This window comes from Mucilaginibacter sp. McL0603 (genome assembly GCF_049992945.1).
Taxonomy (GTDB): Bacteria; Bacteroidota; Bacteroidia; order Sphingobacteriales; family Sphingobacteriaceae; genus Mucilaginibacter.
On sequence record NZ_CP188251.1, the window covers coordinates 492,320 to 513,241 of the forward strand.

General features: G+C 41.8%; 22 protein-coding genes. 13 read left to right on the forward strand and 9 right to left on the reverse strand.

Features of this window, described 5'->3' with window-relative positions:
- Positions 1 to 92 precede the first annotated feature (92 nt).
- The 8 genes from ACPPVU_RS02390 (at position 93) to ACPPVU_RS02425 (ending at position 7,979) form a co-directional block, all read left to right on the forward strand.
- Positions 93 to 1,079: a DUF1259 domain-containing protein gene (locus tag ACPPVU_RS02390; protein WP_426670095.1), complete on the forward strand. Its 987-nt coding sequence runs from the start codon at positions 93 to 95 to the stop codon at positions 1,077 to 1,079.
- Entirely contained in the window at positions 1,079 to 3,229 is a 2,151-nt protein-coding gene (locus tag ACPPVU_RS02395; protein WP_426670096.1) for a DUF5916 domain-containing protein, read from the forward strand. Before ACPPVU_RS02390 ends, ACPPVU_RS02395 begins: the two co-directional genes overlap by 1 nt.
- 116 nt (positions 3,230 to 3,345) lie before the next feature.
- Positions 3,346 to 3,795 (forward strand): chromate resistance protein ChrB domain-containing protein, encoded by a 450-nt coding sequence (locus ACPPVU_RS02400; protein WP_426670097.1) that lies wholly within the window; start codon positions 3,346 to 3,348, stop codon positions 3,793 to 3,795.
- Positions 3,780 to 4,961, forward strand: a complete 1,182-nt coding sequence (locus tag ACPPVU_RS02405) for a chromate transporter (protein WP_426670098.1) — start codon at positions 3,780 to 3,782, stop codon at positions 4,959 to 4,961. Before ACPPVU_RS02400 ends, ACPPVU_RS02405 begins: the two co-directional genes overlap by 16 nt.
- Positions 4,962 to 5,135: 174 nt before the next feature.
- On the forward strand, positions 5,136 to 5,681 hold the full coding sequence (locus ACPPVU_RS02410; RefSeq protein WP_426670099.1) for a hypothetical protein: 546 nt from the start codon (positions 5,136 to 5,138) through the stop codon (positions 5,679 to 5,681).
- Positions 5,682 to 5,705: 24 nt separating this feature from the next.
- Positions 5,706 to 6,572 carry a helix-turn-helix domain-containing protein gene (locus ACPPVU_RS02415; protein ID WP_426670100.1) on the forward strand — a complete coding sequence of 289 codons (867 nt, stop codon included), beginning with the start codon at positions 5,706 to 5,708 and terminating at the stop codon, positions 6,570 to 6,572.
- A 160-nt stretch (positions 6,573 to 6,732) separates the two neighbouring features.
- Positions 6,733 to 7,611, forward strand: a complete 879-nt coding sequence (locus ACPPVU_RS02420) for a sugar phosphate isomerase/epimerase family protein (protein ID WP_426670101.1) — start codon at positions 6,733 to 6,735, stop codon at positions 7,609 to 7,611.
- 179 nt (positions 7,612 to 7,790) lie between these two features.
- Positions 7,791 to 7,979, forward strand: coding sequence for a DUF3606 domain-containing protein (locus ACPPVU_RS02425; protein WP_426670102.1), 189 nt, complete (start codon positions 7,791 to 7,793; stop codon positions 7,977 to 7,979).
- Positions 7,980 to 8,623: 644 nt separating this feature from the next.
- Here ACPPVU_RS02425 and ACPPVU_RS02430 read toward each other — a convergent pair.
- The 3 genes from ACPPVU_RS02430 to ACPPVU_RS02440 all read right to left on the reverse strand — a co-directional run bounded on the left by ACPPVU_RS02430 (position 8,624) and on the right by ACPPVU_RS02440 (position 11,161).
- On the reverse strand, positions 8,624 to 9,481 hold the full coding sequence (locus ACPPVU_RS02430; RefSeq protein ID WP_426670103.1) for a sigma-70 family RNA polymerase sigma factor: 858 nt from the start codon (positions 9,479 to 9,481) through the stop codon (positions 8,624 to 8,626).
- A 263-nt stretch (positions 9,482 to 9,744) separates the two neighbouring features.
- Positions 9,745 to 10,218: a hypothetical protein gene (locus ACPPVU_RS02435; protein ID WP_426670104.1), complete on the reverse strand. Its 474-nt coding sequence runs from the start codon at positions 10,216 to 10,218 to the stop codon at positions 9,745 to 9,747.
- 4 nt (positions 10,219 to 10,222) lie between these two features.
- Positions 10,223 to 11,161 (reverse strand): heme-binding domain-containing protein, encoded by a 939-nt coding sequence (locus tag ACPPVU_RS02440; protein ID WP_426670105.1) that lies wholly within the window; start codon positions 11,159 to 11,161, stop codon positions 10,223 to 10,225.
- Between the two features lie 287 nt (positions 11,162 to 11,448).
- On the opposite strand from ACPPVU_RS02440, the gene ACPPVU_RS02445 reads away from it, so the two are divergent.
- Complete coding sequence (locus ACPPVU_RS02445) at positions 11,449 to 12,738, forward strand: BamA/TamA family outer membrane protein (RefSeq protein WP_426670106.1); 1,290 nt, start codon at positions 11,449 to 11,451, stop codon at positions 12,736 to 12,738.
- Positions 12,739 to 12,786: 48 nt separating this feature from the next.
- On the opposite strand, the gene ACPPVU_RS02450 is transcribed toward ACPPVU_RS02445, so the two are convergent.
- Together ACPPVU_RS02450 and ACPPVU_RS02455 are read right to left on the reverse strand one after the other, a co-directional pair.
- On the reverse strand, positions 12,787 to 13,428 hold the full coding sequence (locus ACPPVU_RS02450) for an START domain-containing protein (RefSeq protein WP_426670107.1): 642 nt from the start codon (positions 13,426 to 13,428) through the stop codon (positions 12,787 to 12,789).
- A gap of 145 nt (positions 13,429 to 13,573) precedes the next feature.
- Positions 13,574 to 14,005, reverse strand: a complete 432-nt coding sequence (locus tag ACPPVU_RS02455) for a hypothetical protein (protein WP_426670108.1) — start codon at positions 14,003 to 14,005, stop codon at positions 13,574 to 13,576.
- A gap of 534 nt (positions 14,006 to 14,539) precedes the next feature.
- Between ACPPVU_RS02455 and ACPPVU_RS02460 the strand changes: the two genes are divergently transcribed.
- The 4 genes from ACPPVU_RS02460 (at position 14,540) to ACPPVU_RS02475 (ending at position 18,273) form a co-directional block, all read left to right on the forward strand.
- Complete coding sequence (locus ACPPVU_RS02460) at positions 14,540 to 16,096, forward strand: lipase maturation factor family protein (RefSeq protein ID WP_426670109.1); 1,557 nt, start codon at positions 14,540 to 14,542, stop codon at positions 16,094 to 16,096.
- A 169-nt stretch (positions 16,097 to 16,265) separates the two neighbouring features.
- Positions 16,266 to 16,667 (forward strand): hypothetical protein, encoded by a 402-nt coding sequence (locus tag ACPPVU_RS02465; protein ID WP_426670110.1) that lies wholly within the window; start codon positions 16,266 to 16,268, stop codon positions 16,665 to 16,667.
- Positions 16,668 to 17,077: 410 nt separating this feature from the next.
- Positions 17,078 to 17,938 carry a hypothetical protein gene (locus tag ACPPVU_RS02470; RefSeq protein ID WP_426670111.1) on the forward strand — a complete coding sequence of 287 codons (861 nt, stop codon included), beginning with the start codon at positions 17,078 to 17,080 and terminating at the stop codon, positions 17,936 to 17,938.
- A 188-nt stretch (positions 17,939 to 18,126) separates the two neighbouring features.
- Positions 18,127 to 18,273 (forward strand): hypothetical protein, encoded by a 147-nt coding sequence (locus ACPPVU_RS02475; RefSeq protein ID WP_426672239.1) that lies wholly within the window; start codon positions 18,127 to 18,129, stop codon positions 18,271 to 18,273.
- A gap of 86 nt (positions 18,274 to 18,359) precedes the next feature.
- Here the strand turns inward: ACPPVU_RS02475 and ACPPVU_RS02480 are convergent, their stop codons facing one another.
- From ACPPVU_RS02480 to ACPPVU_RS02495, 4 genes are all read right to left on the reverse strand, one after another.
- Positions 18,360 to 18,827: a hypothetical protein gene (locus ACPPVU_RS02480; RefSeq protein WP_426670112.1), complete on the reverse strand. Its 468-nt coding sequence runs from the start codon at positions 18,825 to 18,827 to the stop codon at positions 18,360 to 18,362.
- Between the two features lie 2 nt (positions 18,828 to 18,829).
- A complete protein-coding gene (locus tag ACPPVU_RS02485; protein WP_426670113.1) occupies positions 18,830 to 19,324 on the reverse strand; it encodes a helix-turn-helix domain-containing protein in 495 nt (164 codons plus the stop codon).
- 1 nt (position 19,325) lies between these two features.
- Positions 19,326 to 19,826: a hypothetical protein gene (locus ACPPVU_RS02490; protein ID WP_426670114.1), complete on the reverse strand. Its 501-nt coding sequence runs from the start codon at positions 19,824 to 19,826 to the stop codon at positions 19,326 to 19,328.
- Between the two features lie 595 nt (positions 19,827 to 20,421).
- Positions 20,422 to 20,853: a hypothetical protein gene (locus ACPPVU_RS02495; protein ID WP_426670115.1), complete on the reverse strand. Its 432-nt coding sequence runs from the start codon at positions 20,851 to 20,853 to the stop codon at positions 20,422 to 20,424.
- Positions 20,854 to 20,922: the final 69 nt, after the last annotated feature.

The following is a 20,922-nucleotide window of genomic DNA, read 5'->3' on the forward strand; positions in this document are numbered from 1 at the left end:
TAAAGCGCCTGTTTAATTTAGAACTATCTTAATATCTGTTAATTAACTTATAAATTTGAATACCAATTAGAAAATTACATCAATCTTTAAATATGAAAACAGAAAAATTCACCCGTAGGCAAGCTTTACAGGCAACTGCGGTATTGGGAACAGCTTTATTGTTGCCCGTACAGAAACTGCAGGCAGCTTCGTTGATCGCAGGAAAAACTCCTGCACTTACGCCCGATGAGATTACAGCCATAGAAACAGCTATTGGTAAAAAAGGCAGTTATAAGGAAGCAGAATCAGTTCACACTACCCCCTTGCCCCGCAATGATCTAAAGGTTAAACTTAAAGGCGAACCGATCCCGATCCCGTTTGGCTTTGGCGGCTGGGTTTCCTTTAAAAAATCTGTTGACGGCAAATCAGCTATGGTAATGGGGGATACAGTATTGCTGCAGGAAGAAGTTAATCCCCTGATATCAGCGGCACAGGCAAATGGTCTGGAGATCGGCGCTATCCATAATCACTTTTTTTATGAAGAGCCGCGGATTTTTTATGTGCACGTCCATGGCATGGGTACTGTTGCTGATCTTGCTAAAAGATATGCTGATACGATCCGCGACAGTAAAGTTTTTCCGGCAAATCAGCCCCCAGCTGGTCCACCACCGGCAGTTACAGGCAAAGAAAATTTTGATATACCGGCCCTTGATGCGATTGTTAAATATACCGGAACGGTAAACGGTCCTACCTATAAATATACCATCGGGCGCAGCGACCTTAAGGTAATGATGATGGGGGTTGAAATGACCACGAATATCGGTTTGAATACCTGGGCCTCTTTTGCCGGAAAGCAGGATGATGCCCAGATAGCCGGTGATATAGCCATGCTGCCTGGTGAAGTGAATAATGTGATCAAAACGCTGCGTCAGCACAATATAGAAGTGGTTGCTGTTCATAGTCACATGCTGAGTGACGACCCGCATATCATATTCCTGCACTATTTAGGCAAAGGTCCCGCAGTGGACCTCGCCAAAGGGTTCAGGGCAGCATTGGATGAACTGGGTAAAAAGAATTCAATGGGCGGGATGAAGATGTAGTGAAAATTTTATTCCCTATAATAGCAGCACTTACCTGGCCGGTTTGTTTATTGGGACAGGTAAATTCACCGGATACCATTCCGGCAATCTATTTAGGTGAAAAAATAAAACTGGACGGGAAATTGGATGAACTTGTGTGGCAGCAGGCGACTCCGGTTTCCCGTTTTATACAAAGAGACCCTGATTTTGGACAGCCTGCGACCGAGAAAACCATAGTAGCTGTCGTCTATACAACGACAGCTTTGTATATCGGCATATGGTGTTACCAGTCACACCACAAGATCATAGCAAAATCTTTGCAGCGGGACTTTGATTTTACGGGTGAGGATAACTTTAAAATCGTTATCAGCCCGTTTAATGACGGCAGGACAGGCTATGAATTTGTGATCAACCCTAACGGCGCACGGGCCGACCTGTTAATAGCTGCAAATGATGATACCAATGCCGACTGGAACGGGGTTTGGGATGCCGCTACTACTATCAATGATGATGGATGGTTTGCGGAGGTTGAAATTCCTTATAATACGCTGAAATTTAAAAATGCGCCCAGGCAAATATGGGCGATCAATTTTGAACGTGATATCAGCGCTAATAATGAGCAGGATCGGTGGCAGAACTGGTCGCGTAATAATAACCTGGAAAACTTCTCGCAGGCAGGCACCCTTTCCGGGATGCAGGGCATCCGTTATTCACAGCGTTTTGAATTTAAACCTTATGTACTTGCAGGATGGGATTTTAAAAAAGACACCACCCCATATACCCTCGTCAAGAAAGTCGGCGCTGACCTGAATTATAATATTACCCCAGCACTCAAACTTAACCTGACGGTCAACACCGACTTCGCACAGGTCGGCGCGGATATTATACAGGTAAATTTAACCCGTTTCAATTTGTATTATCCAGAGAAAAGGGATTTTTTCCTGGAGGGCGCAGGTAATTTTGAGTTTAACCTTGGCAACAATAACAGCGCCTTTTATTCACGAAAAATTGGCCTGGAAAATTTTTCACCCGTTGATATCCTTGGAGGTGTCAGGCTCTTTGGCGAGGCAGGTAAAAGCAATATCGGTTTTCTTTCGCTGCAAACGGCTGCAAAGGATTCCGTGCCTACTGTGAACAATACCGTATTAAGATATAAATTTAATATTGGCGAACAGTCTTACATCGGCGCTATCATTACTTCAAAAATAAGCACCAGGAGTAACAACCTGGTTGCTGGTATCGATGGGCATTACCTGACTTCGCATTTCCTTAGAAATAAGAACCTGGAGGTCGCGGCTACCTTTGCTGAATCTTTTGATAATGGCAAGTCTAAAACAAACTCCCTTGCGTACCGGATATTTGTGGATTATCCCAATGATCTGATCGATCACTTTATCGCTATTTCTTCTTTACAGCAAAACTTTGATCCGCAGTTAGGTTTTTTAACGCGGGATAATTACAATGCCCTGAACTGGCACCTGGTTGTTGAGCCCCGGTGGTTTAGCCGGTACGGGATTAAGAAGATAGAATTAATGCCTTGGAATTTCGCGCTGTTTCATACACAAAGCACCGGCGAACTGGAGTCTTTCAATAATGAAACAAGGCCATTTGGCCTGCTTTTTAAAACGGGCGATGAATTTCAGTTCAATACTTACCAGTCCTATGACCGTGTCGACGTTCCCTTTGCTTTAACCAATAAAGTTGAAATTGGCATTGGGAAATATCACATGAATAATTACGAATTTCAGTTTAACACGTTCGCCGGCAGACGGATATTTTCCCAGGTATTATATAATTGGGGAACCCTGTATGATGGCAACATTCAAACTCTGACTTTTCTATTGGGGGTTAATGTCAATAAGCACCTAAGCTTTAAGGAACAATATAATTTGAATCCCATTCAACATAGCGGCATTAACGATCAGATACGGCAATGGGTGTCCACTATCCGCTATGCCTTCACCAATAAAATTGATGTGTCTTTGCTGACACAATACGACTCGCAGGAAGACCAGTTCCTCTCCAACTTTAATTTGCATTGGATACCGAAGATCGGGTCTGATTTTTATTTGGTCTGGAATAATGGTTATGATCCATTGACAAAGGCAGATTATTTGAGACCGATGATCAGCAATGGCGCAGTCAAATTCGTATGGCGGGTTACATTTTAAGGAAAATTGATAAAATAAAGCTCGAAAGGTAAAATTGGTACTATCAGTAAAACCTGTTCTATTTTCTGGCATGGAATAAAGTTATCATTGTATAGAACGTAAAAACTAAGAAAATCATGAAATGGATAACACGGGAACGCCCAAAAATCGACCGCATAGCCTGCCCATGGCTGATCAGGAATTTTGTGGATACAGAAGCGGAATTTATTTATGTTCCGAAAGAGGAAGTTTTTGAAAAAGCAAAGATCCTCAATGCGATACCTTATGATATTCCCGGAGCGGAATATACCCATGAGGGAGAACGTTGTACATTCGACTATATCATAAAAAAGCATGGATTGACCGATCCTGCGGTATTGCAGATAGCTGAGATAGTCCGGGGAGCGGATACCGCGCGCTTCGACCTTGCGCAACAAGCGGCTGGGTTATGGGCGATTTCGGCCGGACTATCTTATAATTTTAAAGACGACCAGGAGCAACTGGCATTTGGAATGAAAGTGTATGACGCCCTATATAGCTGGGCGAAATATGTTCAGGAGGAAAAACATACATGGCAGAACAACTGAGCAGCCTGAAACCTGCCTATTCATTACCTGACCTGGTAAAATACTATTTAAAACTGGGTACCTGGGGTTTTGGCGGCCCCGTTGCGCTGGTAGGTTATATGCACCGCGACCTGGTGGAAAATAAAGGCTGGCTGACTGAAGAAGAATATAAAGAGGGGCTTGCCTTAGCACAGCTGGCACCGGGACCGCTTGCGGCGCAACTGGGTATTTATATCGGCTTTGTACATTACAGGTTCATTGGCGCAACACTTGCAGGGCTGGCATTTGTAATTCCATCTTTTATTATGGTGGTTGTTTTAGGCATGGCCTACCAATTGTATGGTGGCTTAGCCTGGATGCAGGCCGTATTTTACGGTGTAGGTGCAGCCGTGATCGGCATTATCATCATGAGTTCTTATAAACTGACCATTAAATCAATCAGTAAATTTGAACCGGCTGCTATAAAATCAAAATGGTTGTTGTGGCTTTTTTATGTTACAGGCATTGTTATTACTGTAATTACCGAAAAAGAAGAGGTCTTACTGTTCCTTGCCTGTGGCATTTTATATATGCTGATAAAGGCTCCGCCCAAATGGATCAAAAGGACGGCAGTTGTACCTGCCGCCCTTATGTTGAACGTCGGTTTTTGGAATTACAATGATAAAACCCTTCAGCAGATCGCATGGTTTTTTCTTAAGGCCGGTGCGTTTGTATTTGGCAGCGGACTAGCTATTGTCCCTTTCCTGCATGGCGGCGTGGTAAAAGAGTTTGGCTGGCTTAACGAAAAACAATTTGTAGATGCTGTGGCTGTAGCCATGATTACCCCGGGCCCGGTGGTGATTACGGTTGGATTTATCGGTTACTTAGTGGCAGGATTTCCCGGAGCATGTATAGCTGCTTTAGCTACTTTTTTGCCATGTTATTTATTTACGGTTGCATTGGCTCCATCTTTTAAAAAGATCGCAAAAAATGCAAGTATTAAAACTTTTGTAGAAGGTATAACCGCATCCGTAATCGGGGCATTGGTAGGTTCAGTAATTATTATTGGGCTGCGTACTATAACTGATCTCCCAACAATAATAATCGGTGTTGGCGCAATTTTGACTTTAGTCTATATAAAAAGAATGCAGGAGCCTTATATTATAGCCATTGCTGCAGTAATTGGTTTGTTAATTAAATGGGTGTAAGATTTAGGTCATAAGTACTAAGTCTAAAGTCGTTTGACCTGACTTGGGACTTTAGACTTAGTACTCAAGACTGCCCCGGCAACGCCCGGCACAAAATTAAAAACAGCAAGATTTCTAAGGTCTGTTACTTGTCAGTAAGCTATCATTGTTTTATAATTTATTTAATTCAATGTAATGGAAAATCAAACAGCACCTTTAAATGTGACACCGTTTGTGTCGCTATTAGTTTCAGAAAAACCTTCGCCTGATCTTGGTATTCATGCCGGAGTATACGCCCCGCTGATCGGCAGCTGGAAAGTAACCACTATTGATCATGATGTTAATGGCGACAAACATACTTCTACCGGAGAATGGCATTTTACATGGGCACTTGACGGCAGGGCTATACAGGATGTTTTGGTAAATCCGGGAAGCAGCCAGCGATATGAAGGAATGAGCAGAGTGCTTAACCGTTATGGCACCACTATTCGTTTTTTCAATGAAAAGACAGGAAAGTGGAAGTTATTTTGGTTTAATCCGGTAAATAGCCGTCAAAACGAATTAGAGGCCACCCTGTTGAATGGTAACATAGTGCAGAATGGAAAAGATGAGGCAGGAAACCTGTTAAGATGGACATTTAGTGATATTACTCCGGCATCTTTTTATTGGCTGGGAGAGGCCTCACCCGATGGAGGAGCAACATGGACAACGCAGACAGAGTTTTTTGCCATAAGGATATAATTTTTTGAGTAAATTTAGATCATCATGCAGGCTTCCATTGTTACGCTTTACAGATCGTCGATACTGGAGATCAAAAATTTTGTTTGCCAATGCCGGGAGTGTGGCATGTCTGCCCATGAATACCAGCAAAAATTCTCCATTTGTTATATCCGTCGCGGAAGCTTCTTATTCGAGGTATTTAATGACGACCTTGAAAGTTATACCGGCAAATTCCTGATCAACAAACCCGGTTTTACCCATCGGGTAAGGCACTACCCGGCCCAACCTGATGAATGCACAGTAATTTCAATAGATACTTCGTTTTACAATGTATTACAGGACCAATTTAGCACCAAACTGAACGGGTTCTTTAACGATCCAGACGTACATTCCATCCTGGTAAATGCAACTCCTGAAAGCGAATATTTACATTACAGGTTGTATGCAAATTTATCTTCCGGAAATGCTGAAAACCTATTGATAGACACCTTGGTAATGGACCTAATCAGTTGTCTTTTTGACGACCGGCAGGTTTTTGGTACTAGTGCGCTTTCTCAAAGGCACAAACAGATCTACCTCCCTCATATAGAAAAAACCAAAGAGTTTATACAAGAGAATTTTATTGAAGATCTATCGCTGGAGCAGGTAGCGGCAAAAGCCTGCATGAGTGCCTATCATTTTAATCGCATTTTTAAAAAATTTACCTGGTCAAGCCCTTATCAGTACCTGCTTAACTTTCGTCTTCAGCATGCAGAACATTTATTGAAAGACACCGATAAAAGTATCACATTGGTAAGCCACCTTTCAGGCTTTAACAGTCCCGATCATTTCAGCTATGCTTTTAAAAGCAAAAACCGACTGTCGCCAATAGAGTACAGAAAAAATCATGCCCTTTTAAGTCTGAAGTTCTAAGTCTAAAGTCTTTTTTACCCGACTTAGTACCTTGGACTTAAGACTTGCAACTCCCACCAACCCATTCAGTTGCAACGCGATGTAATTTTATTGTGTCATTATAACGCAATAATAAAAAATTCCTAACTTAGTAGTCTGTTAAACCAATAAAAAACTAGCTATGACAACCAGACGTTCATTCATAAAAACCACAGCGATGGTTTCAACCGGGCTTTTAATGGCCCCTAAACTATTTGCCTTTGCCAAAAAGAGGCCGATAGGCACGCAGTTATACACCGTGCGTGATGCAATGGCAAAAGACCCATTGGGTACTTTGACAAAGGTTGCCCAAATAGGTTTCAACACCGTAGAGGGGGCAACTTACACCGGCACCGAATTATTTTATGGCATGCCCGCCACACAGTTCAAAAATGTTTTGAGAGATAATGGTTTGGAGATGCCAAGTGCCCACTATGTACTCGGCGAATCAATGGCGAAAGCAAAAGGCACTATAACCAACGATTGGGAAAAAGCCGTTGATGATGCTGCTGCCGTCGGATTAAAATATATGGTTTGTGCGTATTTATTCGATACCGAACGCGGTAACCTCGACAAATATAAAAGCATCGCCGAAAAACTGAATGTAGCCGGCCAGATCGCCAGAAACCGGGGCATCCAGCTTTGCTACCACAACCACAATTTCGAATTTGTGCCCCAGGAAGGCAAACTCCCATATGATGTATTATTAACCAGCACCGATGCCGACCTGGTTAAAATGGAAATGGATATCTACTGGGTATACAAAGCCAAACAGGATCCGATAGCTCTGTTTAAAAAATACCCCGGCCGTTTCCCGCTATGGCACGTAAAGGATATGGATAACACGCCCGAGCAGAAATTTACCGAAGTAGGCAATGGCGTTATTCCTTTCAAAGAGATCTTCACCCACGCTAAAGAGGCAGGTATGAAGTATTTCTTTAACGAGCAGGACGTAACCCCCGGCGATCCGCTGGTGAGCATGGCCCAGAGCTATAAATATATTAAGGAAAATCTGGCCTAATAATTTGGTTTGGTAATCCTTCCCTTGAACATCGGCGCTTAATTTCCTTAAAGTTTTGCGCCGATTTTCAATTTGTCAGCCGATAGTCAGTAATTTTAAATTCACTATTTGTTAACATTACCTTAATATATGAGAAATAATGATTGTCTAGTTTTGTGTTTCACACCATTATGTCAATTATGGAAACTAAAACGCAAGTAGAAATACCGGAAACTAAGAAAGCCGGTATCGAAGAAGATAGGGAATTGAGCTATTGGTCGAACAAATTCGGCATCGCCAAGGAAGAGTTAAAAGAAGTGATCAGGCACGGTGGAACCTTCACCGAAGCTATCGAAAAATACGTAAATAGACTGAAGTACGCTGTATAAGCTACTGCCATTCCCATAATACCTTATTTCATTTAAAAACAAGCGCGATAACCTCCCGCTTGTTTTTTGCTGTCCGGAGTTTTACATTCCGGACAGCATTTTTTTCTTCAGGCTACCCAAATCTCACCCATTTAATGCCTGGCATCTACCTCAGCCCCGGCAAAGCAGGAATATTACTCCCGATGTGGGGTATGGAAGCATCAACAACATCTTCATAAAATACTTAAATACAATTAATTACAAAATTGACATTGTAATTGAATATCCCTTTCCGAACAAAAAACCATTACTGCAGGATCTGCCGGCACTCCAACATTCAAATTATAAGTGCCGTGCCGGTTTCTGATTGGCTTGGATTTCACCACCAAAACCGATGGCTCCTATTTTTTAATGGTAAGTTATGAAAAAAACATTCCGGCAAGTATCCTATCTGGCTTAAGGATACATATCTGAAGAATAGCCTGGATGTTCGTACCAAGAGCTACAGTTTTAATGTAAGCAAAGCTGATGCCAATTCATTTGGAAAAAACAGGTTCTAGCTGATAATAAGATAAGAATTAACAAAATCACCGGGACTGACATTCATAACAAAAAGCCTCAAATCGTTCGACCTGAGGCTTTCCTTATGAATATTATAATGTTGATTACAAATACGATTGCAGTAATTTCGCTTTAGAATTCTGTCTAAGGCGCATTAATGCTTTGTCTTTTATCTGGCGCACACGTTCGCGGGTCAGGCTAAATTTTTCTCCGATCTCTTCCAAAGAATGAGGAGAACCTTTATCAAGCCCAAAAAACAGTACGATCACTTGTCTTTCGCGTTCTGCTAATATACCCAGTGAGCGTTTGATCTCCTGTGATAACGAATCGGTGATCAAACCACTGTCTGTTTCAGCTTCTGAGTTTTCCATCACATCCAGCAGCGTATTATCTTCCCCTGCGATAAAAGGTGCATCAAAAGATAAATGGCGCCCTGAATTGGCTAATGAATCAGAAATCTTTTCAACCGTAGTTTCAAGATCTTCAGCTAGTTCTTCAGGCGTAGGCGGGCGTTCAAATTGTTGCTCCAACCTTGACGATGATTGACGGATCTTGCTTAAAGAGCCTACCTGGTTTAGTGGTAAACGCACTATTCTTGATTGATCTGCTACTGCAGATAAAATAGATTGCCTTATCCACCATACGGCGTAAGAAATAAATTTAAATCCCTTGGTTTCATCAAAACGTTTTGCTGCTTTGATCAATCCCAGGTTTCCTTCATTGATCAGATCTCCTAAAGTCAATCCCTGGTTTTGGTATTGCTTGGCAACTGATACAACGAAACGAAGATTGGTTTTTGTTAAACGTTCCAAAGCGGCCTGATCGCCTTCACGTATCTTCTGGGCCAGTATCACTTCTTCTTGTGCTGTGATCAGGTCAACCTTTGCGATCTCACTTAGATACTTATCCAGTGATTGAGATTCGCGATTGGTTATGGATTGGGTTATTTTTAATTGTCTCATTGATTGCCGCAAAGGTACTGAAAGTTATGTAGTTATAATGTAATTACTTTGAGCGCGTTAAAGCGTTCATTTTTAATAGGAAACAGGAACTAAATATAGTGTATAAAGAGTTAGGCCACCTGCGTTTTCGATTAGGGCCTGCTTAATTTAAAGTCCGGATTTGACGTTAAATCAGCCGCGGTTTTTTTAAAGATACCTAATTTTTACACCAAAACTTTATATTTATAAAGAATAATGCTTGATTAATCTTCATTTAAGTTAGATCAAGGCATTACAGAAGGCTTCTGATCAAAAATATATTTTATCCTGATCTGGTTATTTGAAGTATCTGTACTCAAAGTAAGGTCTTTGCCCTCAAATTTTTGATAACTGATACGATTACTCCCCACGCCTGTTTTAACATACTCCACCGATAATAAATTAGACGGAATTTTTGCACCAAACCAATGATCGTCTGCCTGCTGTTTCCAGGTCACCAATGCAAATACCTCGCCTGTGGTTACAGTACCTGTTCCGGCAGCGGCCGCTTTTAAGGCCAGTTCATTGCCGTATAAGGTTGACATGGTGCCCTGTTTCTTATTGATGAACGAAGTGATCACCTTAAACCCCATTTTACCAAAATTAAATGATAACGGTAGTGAAGCTGCATCGTTCATCAAAGCAGTATTGTTAGTAGTACTTGTGCAGGCTGCAAGCATAATTGCTGTAAAAGCTAGTAATATATAAGCTGATTTCATAATTTTAATTTTTTATAGGCATGGTAAATACATAGTCCTCATTTTTTAAGGGCTCGTGGCAATCAACACATTCTGTGGTGAATAGTGCATCCTTACCGTAAGGCACCATTTTGGGTGTTTTAAACCTTGCCCATCCCCAGCCTTTGGTCGATGCATATTTCTTGTCATCCTTTATCATATATTCAATCTGCTTAAAGGCCCCCGTGGTTGTATTGCCATCTTTATCTTCAAGCTGATCCCAGGCTACTTTTGCAAATATGGTTCCATTGGGCCAGGGGTGAATATTGTTTTCCCTTATCGCCTTTACAGCAACATCGTTACCGAAAATTACACGCATGGTACCATTATCAAACCGTTCTGTAGTGCTTATAGGCTGCCAGTTTTTATAATCTGGTATATAAGTAACGCCATTGGCAGCCTTCGGAAGTTTGGTCACTGGATTTTGCAATTCCTTATACTGTTTATCCAAAGCATTGATTTTCGCAGTATCACCCGGTTTGTCATGAACCATTCCCATAAGGTAATTTTTTAGTACAGCAAGGTCATTATCTGAAACTTTAGCAGAGGGATGTACAAATTCATAATTTTTGATCGGCATCGCACCAGCTGCCACCTGGTTAACGGCTTCCCATAATAACCCTTTTTGGTCTGCGGGCGCTAAACTATCCCAGTTAGAAAAGTTAAGCTCCTCCCGGCCGGTCTTTACATGTGCTGCCACCTGCCAGTAAATCGGAGATATCTGATCATACCAACGCAAATTGGTCGCATTAGAATGACAATCATAACAAGCCCTTTCAATAATACTTTTAACTTCCGGAGGAGCTTTAAAATCACCGGTTGCGGGCAGATTATCAATTTTAGGGCGTATAAACTGTATCGCTAAAAATAAAACAACTGCAGTAATAACAGCTTGCCGAATGTATTTACGCTTTGATCTGTTCATCACTTTAATATTTAATTCAAAGTTAAAGGATAGATGAAGAAGGAACAGCAAAAATCGCATTCAAAACCTGCAATTAGGCCAATAGGCATAACATTTTTAGACTTCCTGAGGTCCCCGTTATTCGTGATAGCTAAATAAATAATTATAATTATAAGGCTAATACTGTTATAATAACTTTAGAATAAAACCTTTAGCCGATCTGGTGGTTTAAAATAGTACTTTCACATAATATTAAAACTTTATACCTAGCCGTGCAGTGTATCCCAGTTGATAAAAAGCCTCCTTTGTTGAAATTACTATTATTATCCTTGTTTATCAGCGTAGGAGGATTTGCTTATGGCCAGGTGACTGCGCCGTCTGATTCCCTCAAAGCGGATTCTTTACGTACTTTAAAAGCTAAAAGGGCAGATAACATAAATAAGCAATACGATTTCTACGATTTAATGCGGGACATTTTCACTCCCAAAAAACAGGCCGATACGACGCACAAAAGAGCTATAAGTATTGTACCCAACATTTCTGCTAATCCCACTGTTGGTTTTCAACTTGGGATTAAGGCAGTGGCAGGCAAAAGATTAGGTGATGATCCAAATACACTTTTATCCGTTGCCGCTACATCAGTTTCTTATACTACTAAAGGGATCTTTTATTTTTACTTTAACCATAACATATTTACCCCCGGCAATAAGTGGAATTTCCAGGGCAATATTGTCGCCTCGAGAAGCATTACGCCTGATCATGGCTTAGGGATAGGTCGGGTTGTTGAAGGAGGAAGCGAAGAAGACCAGATACTGGCAAATCCTGAACACAAAGGCTATTCAATTCATTCTCAATATTATAATTTACGTGAAAAAGCATATAAGCAGGTAGCTAAAAACCTTTTTCTCGGAGCGGGGTTGTCCTTTGAGGTCAGACGGAAAATGAATCAGAAAGATACTGTCAACAACGCAACGCCCATGAGTGTCTATAACAATCGATATGGATTTCCGCAGGATCATTATTCAGCAAACGGTTTTCTTTTTAATGTGCAATATACTACCCGTGATAATCCGAATCGCGCTTACCAGGGCATTTATTTTGACGCAGGCTTCCGAACTAACCAAACATGGATAGGAAGCACAAAAAACTCCGTACAATTTACCACCGACTTCAGGAAATATTTTAGCTTATCAGATGTTAATCCCGAAACCGTACTGGCATTCTGGAATTGGGGCTCCTATCTGATCGGTGGTGCGGTACCTTATCTTGAATTACCGGGTACTACCAAGGATGGTAATTTTAGAAGCGGCAGGGGCTATGTAACCCAGTATTTTAAAGGCAAGCAATTTAACGATACAGAAGCCGAATTCCGCTTCCCTATAACAGCCAACAAATTTCTCAGCGGTGTTGCTTTCGGCAGTCTGCAAACCGCCAATGATGACCAGGGCACCAAACTATTCCAGGTATTTCAGCCAGCCTACGGTGCTGGCTTACGTGTACTATTTAACAAAGCAACCCGTACAAACCTGTGTCTCGATTATGCCTTTGGTAAATTTGGCAACAAAGGATTTTTCCTGAATTTGAATGAGGCATTTTAATATCTTGAAAGGAATTCCATTGTCAACGACTACACTCAGCCGGTTCATCTAATCCTTAATAAATGGCAGTGCCGCGTTTTGGTACGCAGGTTTTTTAAGCTGAACAATCAGCCCTTCAAAACTTTTCATCGGGCCTTGTGTGGCTAAAAGGTTAACCAGCCAGGCCGGTACATTACCTCCTGGGTCAACCTGTAAAGTATATACTACTTTTACAAGGCCTTTTTTCAGCGGGGTAATTATCCATAAGCTTCTTGACGAATGCACCCGCACAATGCCCTCTTTTATTGGCACAAACCCGGATACGGCCGGGCCATCCATGGTAACCACCTTAGTTTCCGGATTTTGATGCACAACCAGGTGGGCAACAAAATCCCGGTTTTGCACAGGCCATGGAATACTTACTTCAGAGTAATAATATAATTCGGACGGGGAAACCTGTTTGAGCAATGTACAGGATTTAGTATGGTCAAGCCATTCGGGGCAGGCTTTGATATCAAGCAATACTTCAACCAACTGAGATGCGGTTGCATTCAGTTCACATTCAACCTTTATGGCTTTAAACTTCGAGTTGGATACCTGGCTACTGTAAACTTTAATACCGTTCTTTTCATTTTTAAGGTTCCAGTCTGTTTGTGCATATACACCGGTTACTTTTAAAAGAAGAAGAGTTGCGAAAAATATTCTGTACATTAATAAATTATTAAACCATCGTCAAATCTAACTACATGCCGACTATTTAGAGCAACGCCACTGTCATACTTTAACTTAATGTGATTTAAATCTTAAAATACAGCGGGTTGTCCAACGTCAGTACTAATCCCGATCCCTCAGGAATTTACTTTGATTGCCACAACGGCACAATAACCAGTTTGAATAATTTAAAAGTAAGGCGTGCGCTGTGTTTCAGGTCGATGCTGTATACCATCGTCGGCATGATACCATGTGCCGGGTAAGCTTTTCTATTATTTTTGGCCAGGCGATAGGCGAACGGTTTTGAATAAAAGTTTTCTGATGCCCGATGAAAATTTATCGTGGGCAATATTTGTTCATCGGCTGGCTCTTCATCGTGGTTGTTTACATCAGCCCTGATGTAAATATGATCAGCTTCAGATTCATTAGATAAAGAACGGTTATGCAGGTAATCATTATAAGCGAAAACGTTGTCAGATTGGGCCGCCTGGGCATTAGCATTAGTTTTGAGTAGTAGGGTCAGGGAGATGATAAGGGAAAAGTGGATAAGGAACTTTTGCTTATTAGATAAACGCATTTAAAATGTCATTTATTAATACCCAATATTACTCATCAGTTATTATTCGTTATTAAAATTTAGGTTAAGTTATAGTTATATGTTAAGTTGATAATTTACAATGATTTAATGTGTTTTTTAGGGCTGTGCATTAGGCTTCCCCTCTTGAGAGGGGCAGGGGCGTGTAATCTTCGCGCGATTAAACACAGCCCTATCATCGCATCACCAAACGCGCCCCCCTCTAGACTACCGTGTACCCACATCTATATTTCTCAAAAAAAGCTGCTCCTTTAGGAGCTAAATGTTGGTAGAAGAATAATTAAAATGATTTTTGCACTGTAGGTGCAATACCAGACTATGCATTTCGAATAACAATGGCGAAAAATGTGTTGCACCTATGGCGCAAAAATTGATAACATATCTTTTTTTCTACCGACATGCTACCCCGGATGGGGTAGATCATGAAGATGTGGGTATACTGTAGCCTTGGGGGGGATGCTCGAAGTCTGTTGAACCTTTTTAGTTAGATTTGTTTAGGTAATAAAAAGATATCTAATGCCTTTAGAATCTTTATCAGGACACGAAGTCTCCGAAAGAGTTCCGCACACACCCGGTAATCCCCCGACTTACTGGCTCACCCGCTTTATGATCCTCCGGCTGCTTGGGTTGATCTATGCTGTGGCCTTCCTGGTAGCGATCAACCAGATCGTTCCTTTAATAGGCGATAATGGACTGCTTCCTGTCGGGATTTTCCTGAAACAAGTGAGCCAGGTGCTGGGCTCAGCCGGGGCAGGGTTTGTGCGGCTGCCATCGCTATTTTGGATCTGGCATTCGGATACTGCACTATTAACCGTATCATGGATCGGATTCATACTTTCATGTGTAGTCGTGGCCGGTTACGCAAACGCGCCTTTACTTGGTGTAATATGGTTTCTTTATATGTCCATCGTCCATGCCGGGCAGGATTGGTACGGTTATGGCTGGGAGATCCAGCTTACCGAGACCGGGTTTCTCGCCATCTTTCTCTGTCCGCTGCTTGATATGCGGCCATTCCCTAAGCGACCGCCACCTATGCTGATCATCATTTTATTCCGATGGCTAACCTTCCGTATCATGCTTGGCTCAGGATTGATCAAATTCCGCGGGGATAAAATATGGCGAGATGGCACAGCCCTGTATTACTACTTCGAAACACAGCCCATTCCCGGACCATTAACACGCTGGTTTCATTTTCTATCGCATACTTCATTAAAAATTGGCGTCTGGTTCAACTGGCTGGCTGAGTTGGTGGCCCCCTGGTTTGTATTCTGGCCGCGACTGGCCCGCCACATCGCCGGATCGGTGATCGTGCTGTTCCAGTTCGTCATTATCCTCAGCGGCAACCTCTCGTTTTTAAACTGGCTGACCATCCTCCCTGCATTAGCTTGTTTCGATGACGGCTTTTGGGCGAGGATTCTTCCCCGAGCACTCGTCCGTAGGGCCGAAGCTGCTGCTGACCGCGCTGAAGAATCTCAGCCCATGATAACCACCTCTTATATTATCGCCGCCCTAATTGCACTGCTGAGTATCCAGCCTGCAATTAACATGTTATCAACCCAGCAGATCATGAATACCTCATTTGATCCGCTCGACCTTGTTAACACCTATGGCGCATTCGGAAGTGTGGGGCAGGAACGCGCGAACGTGATTTTTGAAGGAACGATGGACGACACAACCAACAACAAAGCCATCTGGAAACCTTATGTCTACAAAGGTCTGCCCGTGCCGCTTGATAAGCGACCACCACAAATAGCACCCTACCAATTGCGTTTAGACTGGCAAATGTGGTTCGCCGCCATGTCTACCGCTGATCAATACCCGTGGACATACAACCTGGTATGGAAACTCCTGCATAATGATCCCGGTGCTGTCAGCCTGTTTGCCGGCAACCCGTTCCCCAACAAACCGCCCCGATATATCCGCGCAGTATTATACCGCTACCAATTTGCAAAGCCAGGCAACCCGCAGGGCATTTACTGGACGAGGGAAAAGATTGGTGATTGGATGCCTGCCCTGTCGGTAGATGATCCGCAGTTGGTGAAGTTTTTGAGATATGAGGGGTGGGTGAGGTGAAAGAGTTCACAACCGCCCATTGCAGCATTAACGCTGGAATGTTTTAAAAATTTAGCTTGGACGCTAAACTTGGCGGGGATTTAATTGAAGGCGTAATTTAAGGTATTGCCATAATATTATTACCTGCCCGAATTAAGTTTCCTAAACGGATAAGGCTTAATTTTGCCGGATGAAAAGGAAAAGATTGCTTATCGGTTTCTTAACTGTAATAGCCATGGCGGCAATATTATGGAATGCGTTGTCGCAGCCCGGGATTGCCGATTTAAAAGGCAATTTTAAACAAGTTGCATTTAGTCGCAGCGTACAAAATAGCGGCCCGGTGATTCGGGTATACGCGGTAACTTTGTCTGATACGCTTTGGAAGCAAATGATGGAGTATGGCGATTATATGCCTCATAATAAATACGGAAGTACAAAGGTTTATTTCTTTCTAAACACAGGACCGTACCCCCAACAGGTTTCCATTGGCGATGTTAATTTTGATAGTAAATTTAATGGATATTGCGTTGGCTTCTATCAAAAAGACGCAATGAGCCAGGTGAGGTTAAAGAAGCTGCCATTTGCCAAATAGCTGACCACCGCGACTGCCCCGCCCGGCTAAGCGTGCAGCTTGGCCGACATAACCAAAAACTTGTTAGAAAGATAGGGCCCTGCCCGGGGGCCTGGCTTTGTTGTTTAATGGGCGTAAGCTTTTTTTAGTTTTAAAATCCTCCAGGATGGCACTTATGCAGCGAGGGAAAATGAGATTGCATACACCGACCGATTCCAGTGGAGAACCTGGAGTTCGCAAAAGCCATCAAAAATGACCATAGTAACTTAAAGACATTGAAGACCTTGGGTTTGTTACCATGACATACCTGGCAAAAGTGGATAGAGAAAAAGCCTTTTTCCTTAATTTATTTCCGGGTGGAGGCAACGCTTCTAAACTCCGGCCTGTAGTATACTACTAAATACATATAACAATTTTAAGCCTATTAAAAAATGAAAACCAAAAGAATTTTTAATCCCCTGATAGCTGTCGCTATCACTTTAGTTCTGTTAAGTACAGCCTGCTCAAAAAGTAACACTAAACCTAATGTGCCAACACCTGTTGTGGTTACGGGTGTCGTGTTAACCACTGATGCTAAATTCGGTAATATATTAACAGATAACGCAGGACGTTCGTTGTACTTTTTTTCTAATGATGCAGCCGGAACATCCACCTGCACAGGTGGCTGTGCTGTTACCTGGCCTGTATTTTACCAGGCAAATCCATCTATCGGAACCGGCTTAGCCGCCAGTGATTTTACTACAATTACCCGTTCTGATGGTGCAAAACAAACTGCTTATAAAGGATGGCCGCTTTACTATTACATGGGCGATTCCAAAAAAGGAGATGTTACCGGCGATGCTATTGCTAATATCTGGTTTGTGGGAAAAGCAGATTATTCTGTGATGGTTTCAAACGCTCAGTTGGTGGGACTTGATGGCGCAAACTACAATGACCAGGGCGTGGCAGGTGCGGGCTCGTCTATGTATATTACCGATCCGGCCGGTAGAACGCTTTATTTATTTTCTCATGACACTCATGACACCAACGTTTTTACCAAATCCGATTTTAGCAATGATGCGCTTTGGCCAATTGATCAAGTAAGTACCGTAGGTAGTATACCCTCTATACTGGACAAGACCCAGTTCTCTGTCATCACAGTTTTTGGTAAATCTCAATTGGTTTACAAAGGACATCCTATGTACTTTTTTGGACAGGATAATTCACTGCGTGGAAGCACAAAAGGTGTAAGCTATCCTACTCCCGGAGCTGCTATTTGGAAGGTTCTAAATAACAATACACCGGTTTTATAAATAACAGTTTAAATAGTTTAACCGAGGGGGTGGATGGTGACATTCACCCCTTTGTTTACTACTTGACGTGGGTGACAAACGTGGTTCGCCGCCATGTCAACCGCCGACCAATACCCGTAGACATACAACCTGGTATGGAAACTCCTGCATAACGATCCCGGTGCTGTCAGCCTGTTTGCCGGCAACCCATTCCCCAACAACCACCCCGATTTATCCGCGCAGTATTATACCGTTATCAATTTGCAAAGCCGGGCAATCCTAAAGGCCTTTACTGGACACGTGAAAAGATCGGTGATTGGATGCCTGCACTGTCAGTGGACAATGGCAGTTGGTGAAGTTTTTGAGGTATTAGGGGTGGGTGAAGTGACGGGGATTCATAACCGCCTACTCTAGCGTCGACGCTAAACTTTGTGCGAAACTATTATTTGTTGGTTTCCTGTATAACAAGAAGATTCGCCGGATTTATTACAGGAAGTAAAATACTATCAAGCACTGTTCCTGCAGTTCTCGTAAGAATAATCCCACGTGCGGTTGAATACACGATTCCCATTAAAGTTATACCAAGAGTGGAATCCAAAAGAAAACCATGTTCTACACCTGGAACTTGAACTTTGAAATTTTCGAGATTTTCAATCGAAAAGACAAAATCGATACTAAAGCTAGCAGAAAAATCCGTTTGATCCTTAAGCTGCTCCGCTGGCAAAAAACCAACTGTAAAGTCGATCTTACAGAATTCCTTATCCTCAAGAGATAAACTTGTATTGGAATTAAATGTAATATCGAAAGCTTTATTCTTTTCCAGTAACTCATTGCCCTTTGTCATACTGACATTAGCATTAGTAACCTGAATGGATACAATATGTATTTGTTCCGGGATGATGTTGGCCATTTTTAAGCAGCTGTTGGAGAATATTCAAGATTTTTTAACTCTTCTGATTTTTTCCGAACTATTCGCCTATTCAAAGTTGTTTTGCTGAAAACAGGCGATGCATGGCACCAATGTTGTAAAGTCACCTCGCGGTGAGTAAGGACTTGATTACGTAATTGAAATGATGAACTAACTAATTTAATCAGTTCGTCAACCAATTTGCTTTGTACTTCCTTAACAACCGTCTGACGGTGTTTGATTGGTGTAACCAAGATCGGACTTCCCAGAACTTGTTCAAGTTTAACAATAGTTTGAAAAGTGAAATTATGAAGTCCAGAAAGCCATTTACTGATCTCTGACTCGGACTTCCCTAATTTTTGCGCCAGGGTTTTCTGTGTCCATCCTTTTTGGTCAAGCAAATGTAGCACCTGCTCGATTACATCGAGATTCTTGCTTACAAATGCTTTGTGCTGTGGATTAGCACGTTCATTGGCTCGTTTAAATCTTTCACTGTTCATATCAATATATAGTTATAAGGTCTTCATCACCAGCAGGAAACAATTTATTTCCCTTAATTACAAAAGCCTCCTGTCCGTCACTGTTTATCTTCTTGGCAAAATTTTGCGCATCCCAAAGTGCCATTGAAGGTTTTCCAGTTAATGAATCATGTGCGATGCCACCACCAAGCAGTATAACAATGTCTTCCGAAACCGGAACATAATACAATCTTAAGTTGTTTTCGAAAACATCAAACTGAACATCCCTAGCCAAAGATTTTGGCGGAAACGCAAAAGCCTTAGATTCTTGGCGAACTCGATGTATCACTTGCATGCCACGGTCAGCAAGTTCTACAATAAGAGCGTGAATCATGCCAAAATCTTCGCTATATTCATTATGCTGTTCGAATTGGTCATAAAAGCGATCAGTCTCGGAATTATCGCGGTCTATTAAGCGTACAGTGTAAAAATTGCAAGCATTTTTTTCCTCCACGAAAAATTCTTCAATGACAAATGTATTCACTTTTAAGTTAAGTCCAAGCTTTTTAACGAATTATTTACAGTTGGGTTGCAATCGGTCTGGCAGTCCCAATATTACGAAAAAAGAATGTCAATCTGTAAGAATATCTCTACCCTTGTTGGAGTACTTGTTGGTGACAACATACTATTTAGTAATAAACTATTGAAAATGTTTTGCAGTTTGTTGGTAACAACACCATAGGTGTTCGGAAGATTATAATTTCTTAAAAAAAACAACAAGTCGTGCTGAATTTATTTCAGCATCCCATCAGAAAGGTTGACGCTTTATAGATAATTCGAAGCTCAGCGCAGGTGTTACCTTGCAAATGAGATGCCGATCTGCATCGACATGACCGCATTTTTTATTTCTTCCGAACACCTATGGTAACAACACCAACAAAGGCGGGAGCGTTCCTACTCCCGGAACTGCTATTTGGAACATTCTAAATAATAATACACCTGTTTTATAAATAACAGCTTAAATAATTTAACCGCGAGGGGGTGGATGGAGACATTCATCCCTTTTTTTATTACTTGACCCGCCCATTCCAGCGTCGACGCTAAATTTGGCGGGGGGATAATAAAGGCAAGAGTTGGTTTTACGAATAAAAGCCCTGTGTTGTTAATTCTTCGAAAACGGTGTCGACTAATACGTTTCTGTCATATGACGATGTTATACCCATTGGTGTTTTTATCATTGAGATTGGTATGTTGCTATGATACATTAAAGTATCTTCTATTTTCAAGAAAACCTCACTCAAAAAATTATTCATTGAAATAATATCTTCTTTTCGATCTTTTGTAGTCTTAAATTCCGCCGTGGTTGTAAATGAAGCAGAGGCAACCTTGTTGCAAGTTTGTACTGATTCAAAAACAACTTCATAATCGAGCGTAATAAAATCACCTGTCACCTTTCTCTCAATTGCAACTATCATATCGTTTTTCCTAAATCGACACAGCGTACTACTATTTGTATAATCTGCATTAAGCCATAAGTCATCCGGGGTTAGATCCCATTCATAAATAAACATTGTGATTGGATTTTATACCCTAAATATACTCAATTTTTCAGAGTAAATTTACACAGGTGAAATGCCACG